Raw genomic sequence first — 13478 nt, forward strand, 5'->3', positions numbered from 1 at the left:
TGATCAGTGACCCATTCCCAGTCCGCCGTCAACGGGGATGACGGCTCCAGTGATGTACGAGGCGTCGTCCGAGGCGAGGAACCGCACCGTCGCGGCGATCTCCTCGGGCCGCGCGTACCGGCCCAGCGGTACCTGCGACACGATGTTCGACCGCTGCTCGTCGGTGAGCGCCTTGGTCATGTCCGTGTCGACGAAGCCCGGCGCGACGACGTTGAAGGTGAGGTTGCGCGAGCCCAGCTCACGGGCGAGGGAACGCGCGAAGCCGACCAGAGCGGCCTTGGAGGCGGCGTAGTTCGCCTGCCCCGCGGAGCCGAGCAGTCCGACCACCGACGAGATGAGCACGACGCGGCCCTTCTTGGCCCGCAGCATGCCGCGGTTGGCGCGCTTGACCACGCGGAAGGTGCCGGTGAGGTTGGTGTCCACGACGGAGGTGAAGTCCTCTTCGGACATGCGCATCAGGAGCTGGTCCTTGGTGACGCCTGCGTTGGCGACCAGGACCTCGACGGGTCCGTGCGCTTCCTCGATCTCCTTGTAGGCCTGCTCCACCTGCTCGCTGTCGGTGATGTCGCACTTGACGGCGAGGCAGCCCAATTCGGTCAGGGCCTCCGGCGGCTCACCCGAACGGTACGTGATCGCGACCTTGTCACCGGCGTCGGCGAAAGCGCGGGCGATGGCGAGGCCGATGCCCCGGTTGCCTCCGGTGACGAGAACCGAGCGGCTCAACGGATCACCCTTTCGATAGCGTTCTTGTACCCGCCCGAACACCCGGTTGACGGGCGGCGATGACAGGCGGCTTCCTCGAAAACCTATCGGTCCCCGCCCGTCCGCAAAGACTCGGGCACCCACAGTGGCTTACGGGGCTGGCTGTCGGATCCCTACAGAAGGAACCCGGTCCCGCGGGCCCGGCCACGGCCCGAAAGGTGTGGTCCGCGTCCGTCCCGACGCGACATGATGCGGCGCAGCCCCCGGTGTCGCGGCAGACGACCGGGTCACGTCGACAGAAAGAGACGCAGTGCCTCACAGCATCGACGAAGCCTTCACGGCACTCCCCCTACGAGCCCTCGCCGACGCCGCCCTCGCACGCGCGCGTGCCCTCGGCGCCGAGCACGCCGACTTCCGGCTGGAGCGGGTGCGCGACGCCTCCTGGCGCCTCAGGGACGCCAAGCCCGCCGGGTCCTTGGACACCACCGACCTCGGGTACGCGGTGCGCGTGGTGCACGGCGGTACGTGGGGCTTCGCGTCCGGTGTGGACCTGACGATGGACGCCGCAGCCAAGGTTGCGTCCCAGGCGGTGGCGATGGCCAAGCTGTCCGCGCAGGTGATCCGCGCGGCCGGTTCCGACGAGCGGGTCGAACTCGCCGACGAGCCCGTGCACGCCGACCGGACCTGGGTCTCGTCGTACGAGATCGACCCCTTCACCGTGCCCGACGCCGAGAAGTCGGCCCTGCTGGCCGACTGGAGCGCGCGGCTGCTGGCGGCCGACGGGGTCGACCACGTCGACGCCTCGCTGCTCACCGTGCACGAGAACAAGTTCTACGCCGACACCGCCGGGACCGTGACCACACAGCAGCGGGTGCGGTTGCATCCGGTGCTCACCGCCGTGTCGGTGGACGACTCCAGCGGCGAGTTCGACTCCATGCGCACCCTCGCGCCGCCCGCCGGACGCGGCTGGGAGTACCTGACCGGCACCGGCTGGGACTGGGACGCCGAGCTGGCCGGGATCCCTGAACTGCTGGCCGAGAAGATGCGGGCGCCGAGCGTCGAGGCGGGCCTGTACGACCTGGTCGTCGACCCGTCGAATCTGTGGCTGACCATTCACGAGTCCATCGGGCACGCCACCGAGCTGGACCGCGCCCTCGGCTACGAGGCGGCCTACGCCGGCACCTCCTTCGCCACCTTCGACCAGCTCGGCAAGCTGCGCTACGGCTCGGAGCTGATGAACGTCACCGGCGACCGCACCGCCGAGCACGGGCTGGCGACCATCGGGTACGACGACGAGGGCGTCGCGGGCCAGTCCTGGGACCTGGTGAAGGACGGCACCCTGGTCGGCTACCAGCTCGACCGGCGCATCGCGCGGCTCACCGGGTTCGAGCGGTCCAACGGGTGCGCCTACGCCGACTCCCCCGCCCATGTGCCCGTGCAGCGGATGGCCAACGTCTCGCTGCGGCCGGACCCCGGCGGGCTGTCCACGGAGGACCTGATCGGGGGCGTGGAGCGCGGGATCTACGTCGTCGGGGACCGGTCCTGGTCCATCGACATGCAGCGCTACAACTTCCAGTTCACCGGGCAGCGGTTCTTCCGCATCGAGAACGGGCGGCTCGCCGGTCAGCTGCGGGACGTGGCCTACCAGGCGACGACCACCGACTTCTGGGGGTCCATGGCGGCCGTCGGCGGCCCTCAGACGTACGTCCTGGGCGGCGCCTTCAACTGCGGCAAGGCCCAGCCGGGACAGGTCGCGGCCGTCTCCCACGGCTGCCCGTCCGCCCTCTTCAGGGGAGTCAACATTCTGAACACCACGCAGGAGGCCGGTCGATGAGCGCGGGTACGAACAGGCCGCACGAGATCGTCGAGCGGGCGCTGGAGCTGTCCCGGGCCGACGGGTGTGTCGTCATCGCCGACGAGGAGTCCACCGCCAACCTGCGCTGGGCGGGCAACACGCTCACCACCAACGGCGTCACGCGCGGGCGCACGCTCACCGTCGTCGCCACCGTCGACGGCCGGGAGGGCACGGCGTCCGGGGTCGTGTCGCGCTCCGCCGTGACCGTGGACGAGCTGGAACCCCTGGTACGCGCCGCCGAGGCCGCCGCACGCGGCGCCGGGCCGGCCGAGGACGCGCAGCCGCTGGTCACCGGCGTGCCCGCCTCGCCCGACTTCACCGACGCGCCCGCTCAGACGTCGTCGGCCGTGTTCGCCGACTTCGCCCCGGCCCTCGGGGAGGCGTTCGCACGCGCGCGGGCGGGCGGGCGCGAGCTGTACGGCTTCGCCAACCACGAGCTGACGTCGACGTACGTGGGTACGTCCACGGGGCTGCGGCTGCGGCACGACCAGCCGGGCGGGACGCTGGAGCTGAACGCCAAGTCGCCGGACCGCACCCGGTCGGCGTGGGCGGGACGCGCCACGCGGGACTTCAAGGACGTCGACCCGGCGGCGCTCGACGCCGAGCTGGCCGTACGGCTCGGCTGGGCCCAGCGGCGGGTGGAGCTGCCCGCGGGCCGGTACGAGACGCTGCTGCCGCCCACCGCGGTCGCGGACCTGCTGATCTACCAGCTGTGGTCGGCCTCCGGGCGGGATGCGGCCGAGGGGCGCACGGTGTTCTCCAGGCCGGGCGGCGGCACGCGCGTCGGCGAGCGGCTCGGCGAGCTGCCGCTGACCCTGCGCAGCGATCCGCACGAGCCGGGTCTTCAGAGCGCGCCCTTCGTGGTCGCGCACTCCTCGGGCGGGGACCAGTCGGTCTTCGACAACGGGCTGCCGGTCGGGGCCACCGACTGGATCCGCGCGGGCGAGCTGAACCGGCTGACGACCACCCGGCACAGCGCCGGGCTGACCGGGCTGCCGGTGGCACCGGCGATCGGCAACCTGATTCTGGACGGCGGCGACCCCGACCGGTCCCTGGACCAGATGGTCGCCGGCACCTCGCGCGGCCTGCTGCTCACCTGCCTCTGGTACATCCGCGAGGTCGACCCGGCGACCCTGCTGCTGACCGGGCTGACCCGGGACGGCGTGTATCTCGTCGAGAACGGCGAGGTCGTCGGCGAGGTGAACAACTTCCGGTTCAACGAGTCGCCGGTGAGCCTGCTGGGCCGGGCCACGGAGGCGGGGCGCACGGAGAAGACGCTGCCCAGGGAATGGGGCGACTGGTTCACCAGGGCCGCGATGCCCGCGCTGCGCGTCCCCGATTTCAACATGAGCTCTGTCAGCCAGGGCGTATAACCTCGTAGTCGGCTGTCACCCGACTGCCCGAAGATCATGAGCACGTAGGAGACACGAGAACCGTGACGGACATCGTCGACGAGCTGAAGTGGCGCGGGCTGTTCGCCCAGTCCACTGACGAGGACGCTTTGCGCAAGGCGCTCGCGGACGGTCCCGTCACGTTCTATTGCGGTTTCGACCCGACCGCGCCGTCACTGCACGTGGGGCACCTGGTGCAGGTGCTCACCGTGCGCCGGCTCCAGCAGGCCGGTCACCGGCCGCTGGCGCTGGTCGGCGGCGCGACGGGCCAGATCGGTGACCCGCGCCCGACCGCCGAGCGCACGCTGAACTCGCCGGAGACCGTCGCGGGCTGGGTCCAGCGGCTGCGCGGCCAGATCGAGCCGTTCCTGTCCTTCGAGGGCGAGAACGCGGCCGTGCTGGTCAACAACCTCGACTGGACCGAGGGACTCTCCGCGATCGAGTTCCTGCGGGACATCGGCAAGCACTTCCGGGTCAACAAGATGCTGACCAAGGACTCGGTGGCCCGGCGGCTGGAGTCCTCCGAGGGCATCAGCTACACGGAGTTCAGCTACCAGCTGCTCCAGGCCATGGACTTCCTCCAGCTCTACCGGAGGTACGGCTGCACGATGCAGCAGGGCGGCAGCGACCAGTGGGGCAACCTCACGGCCGGCCTGGACCTGCTGCACCGGCTGGAGCCGGACGCCACCGCCCACGCCTACGCGACGCCGCTGATGACGAAGGCGGACGGCACCAAGTTCGGCAAGACCGAGGGCGGCGCCGTCTGGCTCGACCCGGAGATGACCACGCCGTACGCGTTCTACCAGTTCTGGCTGAACGTGGACGACCGCGACATCTCGAAGTACATGCGCATCCTGTCCTTCCGCTCCCGTGCGGAGCTGGAGGAGCTGGAGCGGCAGACCGAGGAGCGTCCGCAGGCCCGGGCCGCGCAGCGCGCGCTGGCCGAGGAGCTGACGACGCTGGTGCACGGCGCCGGCCAGACGGCCGCCGTGATCGCCGCGTCCAAGGCCCTCTTCGGCCAGGGCGACCTGACGGAGCTGGACGACCGGACGCTGGCCGCGGCCCTCTCCGAGCTGCCGCACGTCCAGGTCACCGAGCTGGGCCCGGTCGTGGACCTGTTCGCCGAGGTCGGTCTGGTCGCCAGCAAGTCCGCCGCGCGCCGCACGGTCAAGGAGGGCGGCGCCTACGTGAACAACGCCAAGGTCATCGGCGAGGACGCCGTCCCCGCCAAGGAGGACCTGCTGCACGGGCGCTGGCTGGTGCTGCGCCGCGGCAAGAAGAACCTGGCCGCGGTGGAGGTCACCGGCGCCTGAGCGTACGAGGGGCGGCCTCCGGTGCCTCGCGGCTCACCGGAGGCCGCCCCTTCGCCGTACGGTGTCGGTGCGGGCGGTCAGGCCCGCTCGCGCCGCTTGTTGCCCCGCACCGCCATGTAGGCCGCGTCGCCGACGGCGACGATGACGACCGCGGCCACGAGCTGGAAGACGTGCCGCCACCAGTCGATGCCGGAGGTCGCGTCCACCCCGGCCGCCCGCGCGATCGCGTTGCCCGCGATGGCGCCGAGAATGCCGAAGATGGTGGTCAGCCACAGAGGGCTGTGCTGCTTCCCGGGAATGATCGCCTTGGCGATCAGACCGAGCACGAATCCGACGATGATCGCCCACAACCAGCCCATGACTGCCTCCTCGTACGGCTCTACGCGAGCATTACCGCCAGTGTTCGGCCGTACCGCGTACGGCGCATGCCGGATACGGCCGAACGAGGTACCCGGCTACGTGGTGCGGCGCACGCCGTGCGCGCGGGCCGGGGGTGCCCCGGTCTCGTAGGCGGCGCAGGTGCGGCGTAATGTGGAGAGTTGTCCGGGACCGGAGTCCCCGAGCGGCCGCGGACGGGAGCGGGCGGGGAGAGTCCGATACGGGCGGATGGTGGAACCAGATGCGGAAGCAGAGTGGCGGCGGCAGCGCCGAGGTGTTCCGGATCACCGGGGCCCGGACGGGTCTCCAGGAGGATGTGCGCGGGCGGCAGCGCCGGTACATCATCTCGATGTCGGTGCGCACGGTGTCGGTGGTCCTCGCGGCCTGCCTGTGGAACGTGGAACGGCACGTCGCGATCGTGGCCCTGGTCCTCGGCGCGGTCCTGCCGTACATCTCGGTCGTGATCGCCAACGCCGGGCGCGAGAACGCGCCATCGTTGCCGTCGACGTTCGTCACCGTGCCGACTCCACCGATGATCATGCCGCCGCGGGCCGGCGACGGGTCAGCGGAACCCGGCCCGGAAGATGTCGTGTCCGACCCCGCGCCGGGCGCGGCGAGCGAGCCCCGCGGCAGATCGTGACCGCGAGTGCCCCGCCGGGGCGGGCGTCGATTCCGCGCCAGGCCTGAGAAATCCTCAGATCAATCATGTGGTTCCGGTGCCGGGCGATGGGTGACCCGTGACATACTTCGTACGCGCTCCGCATCCCCCGTCGGAGCGACGGACCGACGCCGGGCAGCTCCCCCCGTGGCTGCTCGGCGTCGCCTTGTTTGTGGACCTGTGAGACGAACTGTGAGTGACGAGACCGCCCCGATCTGCTCCGCCAAGGGCTGCCGCACCGCCGCCGTGTGGGTGCTGGCGTGGAACAACCCGAAGATCCACACGCCGGAGCGCCGCAAGACGTGGATCGCGTGCGAGGAGCATCGGGAGCACCTGTCCCAGTTCCTCGGCGTACGGGGTTTCCTCAAGGACGTGGTCCCGCTGGCGGACTGGGAGTCCGCCGGCGGCTCCCGGCCGCTCGACTAGCCTCCGATCGCCGACATCGGCCGGTCGGGCTGGACGAAGGTCGGGTCGTCGAGGCCGGCGCCGGCCTTCTTGCCCCACATGGCCAGCCGCCAGATGCGGGCGATCTCCTCGTCCGGCGCGTCGGAGCGCAGGGCGGCGCGCAGGTCCGTCTCCTCGGTGGCGAACAGGCAGGTGCGCACCTGGCCGTCGGCGGTCAGGCGGGTGCGGTCGCACGCCGAGCAGAACGGGCGGGTGACGGAGGCGATGACGCCGACGCGGTGCGGGCCGCCGTCCACGAGCCAGCGCTCGGCGGGGGCCGAGCCGCGCTCGTCGGATCCCTCGGCGGTCAGCTCGAAGCGGGTGCGCAGGGAGGCCAGGATGTCACCGGCGGTGACCATGCCCTCGCGCTTCCAGCCGTGCTGGGCGTCCAGGGGCATCTGCTCGATGAAGCGCAGCTCGTAGTCGTGCACGACGGCCCAGGCCAGCAGGTCGGGTGCCTCGTCGGCGTTGAGCCCCGGCATCAGGACGGAGTTGACCTTCACCGGGGTCAGACCGGCCTCGCGGGCGGCCTCCAGGCCCTCCAGGACGTCCTTGTGGCGGTCCCGGCGGGTGAGGGTCTTGAAGACGTCCGGGCGGAGCGTGTCCAGGGAGACGTTGACCCGGTCCAGGCCCGCGGTCTTCAGGGCCGGTGCCGTGCGCCTGAGGCCGATGCCGTTGGTCGTGAGGGACATCTGGGGGCGCGGCTCCAGGGCGGCGACGCGCTCGACGATGCCGACCAGGCCGGGGCGGAGCAGGGGCTCGCCGCCGGTGAAGCGGACCTCCTCGATACCGAGGGAGGTGACGGCGATGTCGATGAGGCGGACGATCTCGTCGTCCGTGAGCAGGTCGGGCTTGGCCAGCCACTGGAGGCCCTCTTCGGGCATGCAGTAGGTGCAGCGCAGGTTGCAGCGGTCGGTGAGCGAGACCCTCAGGTCGGTGGCCACTCGGCCGTAGGTGTCGATGAGCACGTGGGCCCCCTCCCTCGACGCGGATCGGCGGAGCACTTCTCTCTCCTCCGATACTGCGAGCCTACGTGACCGGTCCGACATCGACAGCGGCCCGATCCCACGACGTGCGACGCGGCCGCGTCGTAGGGATCTACGAGCGGCCGCGTCGGTGCTGGCCGGGCGCGTGTCTCAGTGCGCTCCGGTGCCGGTCAGGGACCGGACCTCCAGCTCCGCGTACTTCGCCTTGTCGGGCTCCTCCTTCGACAGGATCGTGCCGAGCCAGCCCATGAGGAAGCCGAACGGGATGGAGATGATGCCCGGGTTCTTCAGCGGGAACCAGGCGAAGTCGACGTCCGGGAACATCGCCTTCGGGTCGCCGGAGACCACGGGCGAGAACAGCACCAGGCCGACGGCGACGATCAGACCGCCGTAGATCGACCACAGGGCGCCCTGGGTGGTGAACCGCTTCCAGAAGAGGCTGTAGAGGATGGTCGGCAGGTTGGCGGACGCGGCGACCGCGAAGGCCAGGGCGACCAGGCCGGCCACGTTCAGGTCGCGGGCGAGGGCGCCGAGCGCGATGGAGACGATGCCGATGAGGACGGTCGCCCAGCGGGCCGCCCGCATCTCCTCCTTCTCGGTGGCCTTGCCCTTGCGGATGACGTTGGCGTAGATGTCGTGCGCGAAGGACGAGGACGAGGCCAGGGTGAGGCCCGCGACCACGGCGAGGATGGTCGCGAAGGCCACCGCCGAGATCGTGGCGAGCAGGATCGCGCCCCAGGCCGAGTCGACGCCGCCCACGTGCAGGGCGAGCAGGGGCGCGGCCGTGTTGCCGGACGGGTTGGACGCGATGATCTCCTTCTGCCCGACGAGCGCCGCGGCGCCGAAGCCGAGCGCGATGGTCATCAGGTAGAAGGCGCCGATGATGCCGATCGCCCAGTTCACGGACTTACGGGCGGCCTTGGCGTTGGGCACCGTGTAGAAGCGGATCAGGATGTGCGGCAGGCCGGCCGTGCCGAGCACCAGGGCGATGCCCAGGGAGATGAAGTCGAGCTTGGTGGTGCCGCTGGCGCCGTACTGGAGGCCGGGCTCCAGGAAGGCGGCGCCCTTTCCGCTGTTCTCGGCGGCCGTGCCGAGCAGGTCGGAGATGTTGAAGTTGAACTTCAGCAGCACCAGGAAGGTGATCAGGATGGTGCCGCCGATCAGCAGCACGGCCTTGACCATCTGGACCCAGGTGGTGCCCTTCATGCCGCCGATGGAGACGTACACGATCATCAGCAGGCCGACGAGGGCCACGATCAGGATCTTGCCCGCGTCGGAGGTGATGCCGAGCAGCAGGGAGACGAGGATGCCCGCGCCCGCCATCTGGGCCAGCAGGTAGAAGATCGACACGACGATGGTGGAGGTACCGGCGGCCGTGCGCACGGGGCGCTGGCGCATGCGGTACGCGAGGACGTCGCCCATCGTGTAGCGGCCGGAGTTCCTCAGCGGCTCGGCCACCAGGAGCAGGGCGACCAGCCAGGCCACCAGGAAGCCGATGGAGTACAGGAATCCGTCGTAGCCGAAGAGGGCGATGGCGCCGGCGATGCCGAGGAAGGACGCGGCCGACATGTAGTCGCCGGAGACGGCGAGTCCGTTCTGGAAGGCGCTGAACTGGCGGCCGCCCGCGTAGAAGTCGGCGGCGTCCTTGGTCTGGCGGCCCGCCCAGACGGTGATGCCGAGCGTGGCGATGACGAAGACCGCGAAGAGCGTGATGATCAGCGGGCGGTGCTCGCTGGCCTCGTTGGCGGCCAGCTCGGCGGCGAGAACGGTCTGTGCGGGGCTCATGCGCCGCCCTCCATCCGGGTCTTGATGGCCTCGGCCTTGGGGTCGAGCTTCGCGGCGGCGTACCGCGAGTACCACCAGGCGATGAGGAACGTGGTGACGAACTGGGCGATGCCGAAGACGAAGGCGACGTTGATGTTGCCGAACAGCTTGGTGCCCATGAAGCCGCCTGCGTAGTTCGACAGCAGTACGTACAGCAGGTACCAGGCCACGAAGGCGAGCGTCAGCGGGAACGCGAAGGAGCGGAAGGAGCGGCGCAGTTCGGCGAACTCAGCGCTCTGCTGCACTTCGGAGAACTCCTCGGCGGAGGGAAGTGGGCGTTCCTCTTTGGAGGGGGGTGGTGCGTCGGTGGCCACGGAGTCTCCTCGTACGACGGACATGACGGCTTGGACCTCGGTGTTCTCACAGGAAGCTGGTCGTGCTCGGGCTTCCTGTCCAACGACACGGCGCCCCGCGGGGCCCGGTTCAACGCCGGGGGCACTTTCCGAAGTCACCCGTGGCGGGTCATTGCTGGCCAGCGGCTCCTGGGGATAGCTTCGCCCTGCACCACTCCGTCATGTACCTGCCCGAGCATCACCTGTGTCTCGGGCCGGTTTCGTTTCCGGATGATGTGGAGACCCCATGGATCATCTGTACGCGCCGCGTTCGTCGCGGTCCACGCGTTCCAGACGGCGGCTGGCCCTCGCCGTGCCCGTCGTACTGTCGCTGACCGCGTCGCTCGGCTTCCTGTCGGCGGCCGCCTCGGCCGCCCCGGGCGCCCCGGGCGCGGAAGCCGCCGCGGAAGCGGCGCGGGCCGACCGGGCGGCGGACGCTCCCAGCCTGGCCTACGTCGTCAACACGAGGACGGACCACCGCACGATCGCGTCGGTGAAGCGGGCGATAGCCGAGGCCGGCGGCAGTGTCGTCACCACCTACCAGAAGATCGGCGTGATCGTCGTCCACTCGTCGAACCCGGAATTCGGCGAGCGGATACGCGAGGCGCGCGGAGTGCGGTCGGCGGGCGCCACCCGTACCGCGCCCCTGACCGCCGCCGGCACGACGGACCAGGGCGGCGCCGAGATGCTCTCCGCCGGGCAGGCCGCGCGGACCGCGAAGGCGTCGAAGGCCGCGGGCGCCGGCGAGCCGCTCGAAGCGGACCAGTGGGACCTGCGCGCGATAGGCGCCGACAAGGCCGCGAAGATCAACCCGGGCAGCTCCCGGGTCACCGTCGCCGTGATCGACACCGGCGTCGACGACACCCACCCCGACCTCGCCCCGAACTTCTCCGCCTCGCAGTCCGCCAACTGCGTCGGCGGCAAGGCGGACACCAGCGAGGGCGCCTGGCGGCCGTACACCGCCGACGACTACCACGGCACCCATGTGGCCGGTGAGATAGCCGCCGCCCGCAACGGCATCGGCGTCGCCGGTGTCGCGCCGGGCGTGAAGGTGTCGAGCATCAAGGTGAGCGACCCGGACAACGGGCTCTTCTACCCCGAGAACGTCGTGTGCGCGTTCATGTTCGCCGCCGACCACGGCGTGGAGATCACCAACAACAGCTACTACGTCGACCCCTGGCTGTACAACTGCATGGACGACCCGGACCAGCGCGCGATCGTCGACGCGGTCAACCGGGCCCAGCTGTACGCCCAGCGCAAGGGCACCTTGCACCTCGCCTCCGCCGGCAACTCCAACCACGACCTGGACTCCGACGCGATCGTCGACGACTCCAGCCCCGACGACTCCACGCCGGTGACGCGGACCATCGACCCGCACGAGTGCTTCGACGTGCCGACCCAGCTGCCCGGCATCGTCACGGTCAGCGCGACGGGCGTCGACAAGGAGAAGTCCTACTACTCCTCGTACGGCAAGGGCGTGGTGGACATCGCCGCGCCGGGCGGCGACGCGCGCTACCAGATCCCGGACACGCCGTCGAAGAACGGCCGCATCCTGTCGACCATGCCGAACAACGAGTACGCCTGGCTGCAGGGCACCTCGATGGCCTCGCCGCACGCCGCAGGCGTCGCCGCGCTGCTGAAGTCGGAGCACCGGCACGCCTCCCCGGCGATGCTCCAGGCGCTGCTGAAGGCCCAGGCGGACAACCCGGGCTGCCCGGCCTCCTACGACCAGGACGGCGACGGCGCGCAGGACGCCACGTGCGAGGGCGGCAAGCGGATCAACGGCTTCTACGGCTTCGGCATCGTCAACGCGCTGCGCGCGGTGAAGTGACCGGCTCGTCCGGCCCGAACGCCTGCTCCACCGTCCACGAAGTTCCTCGAACCAACTGGAGACATCGCACATGACAGTGCCCCACCCGCGTCACCGTCGGGCCCTCGCGATCCCGGCCGGCATGGCCGTGGCAGCGTCCCTCGCCTTCCTGCCGGGCGTCCCGGCCTCCGCCGCGGAGGCTTCGGTCGCCGGTCAGGCCGCGCCCTCCGTGTCGGCCGACTCGGCGTCCTCGCTCAGCTACGTCGTCAACGTCCGCCCCGGGCACGGTCCCTCGGCGCATGTGAAGCGGGCGATAGCCAAGGCCGGCGGCACGATCGTGACGTCGTACGACCGGATCGGCGTGATCGTCGTCCACTCCGCCAACGCGGACTTCGCCAAGACCGTCCGCAAGGCGCGCGGCGTGCAGTCGGCCGGTGCCACCCGCACCGCGCCGCTGCCCTCGGCCGCCACGACGGACACGGGCGCGCCGAAGGTGCTCAGCGGCAAGGAGATCGCCGCCGCCGAGGCCGCCGAGGGGCAGGACCCGTTGCAGCCCCTCCAGTGGGACCTGCCCGCCATCAAGGCGGACAAGGCGCACGAGAGGTCGCTGGGCAGCAGCAAGGTGACGGTCGCGGTCATCGACACCGGCGTGGACGACACCCACCCGGACATCGCCCCGAACTTCGACCGGGACGCCTCCGTCAACTGCGTGTCGGGCAAGCCGGACACCGCCGACGGCGCCTGGCGGCCGAGCGCGGCGGAGAGCCCGCACGGCACGCACGTGGCCGGGGAGATAGCCGCCGCCAAGAACGGCGTCGGCATGACCGGTGTGGCGCCCGGGGTGAAGGTCGCCGGCATCAAGGTGTCCAACCCGGACGGCTTCTTCTACACCGAGGCCGTGGTCTGCGGCTTCATGTGGGCGGCCGAGCACGGCGTCGACGTGACCAACAACAGCTATTACACCGACCCCTGGTACTTCAACTGCAAGGACGACCCGGACCAGAAGGCGCTCCTGGAAGCCGTCACCCGGGCCTCGCGGTACGCGGAGAGGAAGGGCGCGGTCAACGTCGCCGCGGCCGGCAACGAGAACTACGACCTCGCGGCCGACGAGATCACCGACCCGGTCTCCCCGAACGACTCCACGCCCTCGGACCGGGTGATCGACCCGTCCGAGTGCCTGGACATCCCGACCCAGCTGCCGGGTGTCGTGACGGTCGCGTCGACCGGCGCGAAGGACCTCAAGTCGTCCTTCTCCAACCACGGCCTCGGTGTCATCGACATCGCCGCGCCCGGCGGCGACTCGACGGCCTACCAGAAGCCGGAACCGCCCGCGACCAGCGGACTGATCCTGGGCACGCTGCCCGGTGGCAAGTGGGGCTACATGGCCGGTACGTCGATGGCGTCGCCGCACGTCGCGGGCGTCGCCGCCCTGATCAAGTCGACGCACCCGTACGCCTCCCCGGCCATGGTCAAGGCCCTGCTGTACGCCCAGGCCGACGCCACGCCGTGCACCAAGCCGTACGACATCGACGGCGACGGCAAGGTCGACGCGGTGTGCGAGGGCTCGAAGAACCGCAACGGCTTCTACGGCTGGGGCATGGCCGACGCGCTGGACGCGGTGACCTGGTAAGCGGCACGCGCGCGTGGAGCGGGCCGGGAGCAGTTCCCCGGCCCGCTTCCGCTTCCTGCCGTACGGCGGGACCTTTGCCACGCACACGTACGAGGACCCCGCGACCTGGAGGCCCGAACCGGTCCGGCCGCGACGGCGGTCGGCACTCCGCTTCG

Annotated in this window: 12 protein-coding genes; 7 read left to right on the forward strand and 5 right to left on the reverse strand. The window is 70.7% G+C overall.

Going from position 1 to position 13478, the window contains the following annotated elements; all coding sequences use genetic code 11:
• Positions 1 to 3: 3 nt before the first annotated feature.
• Positions 4 to 723: a 3-oxoacyl-[acyl-carrier-protein] reductase gene (gene fabG / locus ACIQ6R_RS08110; RefSeq protein ID WP_386320762.1), complete on the reverse strand. Its 720-nt coding sequence runs from the start codon at positions 721 to 723 to the stop codon at positions 4 to 6.
• A gap of 289 nt (positions 724 to 1012) precedes the next feature.
• Here fabG and ACIQ6R_RS08115 point away from each other — a divergent pair, with 289 nt between their 5' ends.
• From ACIQ6R_RS08115 to tyrS, 3 genes are all read left to right on the forward strand, one after another.
• Positions 1013 to 2536, forward strand: coding sequence for a TldD/PmbA family protein (locus ACIQ6R_RS08115; protein ID WP_404219664.1), 1524 nt, complete (start codon positions 1013 to 1015; stop codon positions 2534 to 2536).
• Positions 2533 to 3930: a metallopeptidase TldD-related protein gene (locus ACIQ6R_RS08120; RefSeq protein ID WP_404219666.1), complete on the forward strand. Its 1398-nt coding sequence runs from the start codon at positions 2533 to 2535 to the stop codon at positions 3928 to 3930. The genes ACIQ6R_RS08115 and ACIQ6R_RS08120 overlap by 4 nt, the downstream gene beginning before the upstream one ends.
• A 62-nt stretch (positions 3931 to 3992) precedes the next feature.
• Positions 3993 to 5261 (forward strand): tyrosine--tRNA ligase, encoded by a 1269-nt coding sequence (gene tyrS / locus ACIQ6R_RS08125; RefSeq protein ID WP_404219668.1) that lies wholly within the window; start codon positions 3993 to 3995, stop codon positions 5259 to 5261.
• Between the two features lie 77 nt (positions 5262 to 5338).
• On the opposite strand, the gene ACIQ6R_RS08130 is transcribed toward tyrS, so the two are convergent.
• The gene (locus ACIQ6R_RS08130; protein ID WP_404185211.1) at positions 5339 to 5620 is read right to left on the reverse strand and encodes a GlsB/YeaQ/YmgE family stress response membrane protein; all 282 of its coding nucleotides are present in this window, start codon (positions 5618 to 5620) and stop codon (positions 5339 to 5341) included.
• Positions 5621 to 5880: 260 nt separating this feature from the next.
• On the opposite strand from ACIQ6R_RS08130, the gene ACIQ6R_RS08135 reads away from it, so the two are divergent.
• On the forward strand, positions 5881 to 6279 hold the full coding sequence (locus tag ACIQ6R_RS08135) for a DUF3099 domain-containing protein (RefSeq protein WP_404185215.1): 399 nt from the start codon (positions 5881 to 5883) through the stop codon (positions 6277 to 6279).
• A gap of 210 nt (positions 6280 to 6489) precedes the next feature.
• The gene (locus ACIQ6R_RS08140) at positions 6490 to 6723 is read left to right on the forward strand and encodes a hypothetical protein (protein WP_404219670.1); all 234 of its coding nucleotides are present in this window, start codon (positions 6490 to 6492) and stop codon (positions 6721 to 6723) included.
• Here ACIQ6R_RS08140 and moaA read toward each other — a convergent pair.
• The 3 genes from moaA to ACIQ6R_RS08155 all read right to left on the reverse strand — a co-directional run bounded on the left by moaA (position 6720) and on the right by ACIQ6R_RS08155 (position 9865).
• A complete protein-coding gene (moaA, locus tag ACIQ6R_RS08145) occupies positions 6720 to 7709 on the reverse strand; it encodes a GTP 3',8-cyclase MoaA (protein ID WP_404219672.1) in 990 nt (329 codons plus the stop codon). The genes ACIQ6R_RS08140 and moaA overlap by 4 nt on opposite strands.
• A gap of 168 nt (positions 7710 to 7877) precedes the next feature.
• Positions 7878 to 9512, reverse strand: a complete 1635-nt coding sequence (locus ACIQ6R_RS08150; RefSeq protein WP_404219674.1) for a cation acetate symporter — start codon at positions 9510 to 9512, stop codon at positions 7878 to 7880.
• Entirely contained in the window at positions 9509 to 9865 is a 357-nt protein-coding gene (locus ACIQ6R_RS08155; protein ID WP_404219676.1) for a DUF485 domain-containing protein, read from the reverse strand. Before ACIQ6R_RS08155 ends, ACIQ6R_RS08150 begins: the two co-directional genes overlap by 4 nt.
• A gap of 265 nt (positions 9866 to 10130) precedes the next feature.
• On the opposite strand from ACIQ6R_RS08155, the gene ACIQ6R_RS08160 reads away from it, so the two are divergent.
• Positions 10131 to 11714: a S8 family peptidase gene (locus tag ACIQ6R_RS08160; protein ID WP_404219678.1), complete on the forward strand. Its 1584-nt coding sequence runs from the start codon at positions 10131 to 10133 to the stop codon at positions 11712 to 11714.
• A gap of 70 nt (positions 11715 to 11784) precedes the next feature.
• Positions 11785 to 13323 (forward strand): S8 family peptidase, encoded by a 1539-nt coding sequence (locus tag ACIQ6R_RS08165; RefSeq protein ID WP_404219680.1) that lies wholly within the window; start codon positions 11785 to 11787, stop codon positions 13321 to 13323.
• The last annotated feature ends 155 nt before the right edge of the window (positions 13324 to 13478 follow it).

The organism is Streptomyces sp. NPDC096048 (genome assembly GCF_044763415.1).
In the GTDB taxonomy this organism is placed as follows: domain Bacteria; phylum Actinomycetota; class Actinomycetes; order Streptomycetales; family Streptomycetaceae; genus Streptomyces.

Coding starts and splice junctions, on each gene's coding strand:
- ACIQ6R_RS08120 (WP_404219666.1), top strand. CDS start 2,533: ATGAGCGCGGGTACGAACAGGCCGCACGAGATCGTCGAGCGGGCGCTG.
- ACIQ6R_RS08130 (WP_404185211.1), bottom strand. CDS start 5,620: ATGGGCTGGTTGTGGGCGATCATCGTCGGATTCGTGCTCGGTCTGATC.
- ACIQ6R_RS08135 (WP_404185215.1), top strand. CDS start 5,881: ATGCGGAAGCAGAGTGGCGGCGGCAGCGCCGAGGTGTTCCGGATCACC.
- ACIQ6R_RS08150 (WP_404219674.1), bottom strand. CDS start 9,512: ATGAGCCCCGCACAGACCGTTCTCGCCGCCGAGCTGGCCGCCAACGAG.
- ACIQ6R_RS08160 (WP_404219678.1), top strand. CDS start 10,131: ATGGATCATCTGTACGCGCCGCGTTCGTCGCGGTCCACGCGTTCCAGA.
- ACIQ6R_RS08165 (WP_404219680.1), top strand. CDS start 11,785: ATGACAGTGCCCCACCCGCGTCACCGTCGGGCCCTCGCGATCCCGGCC.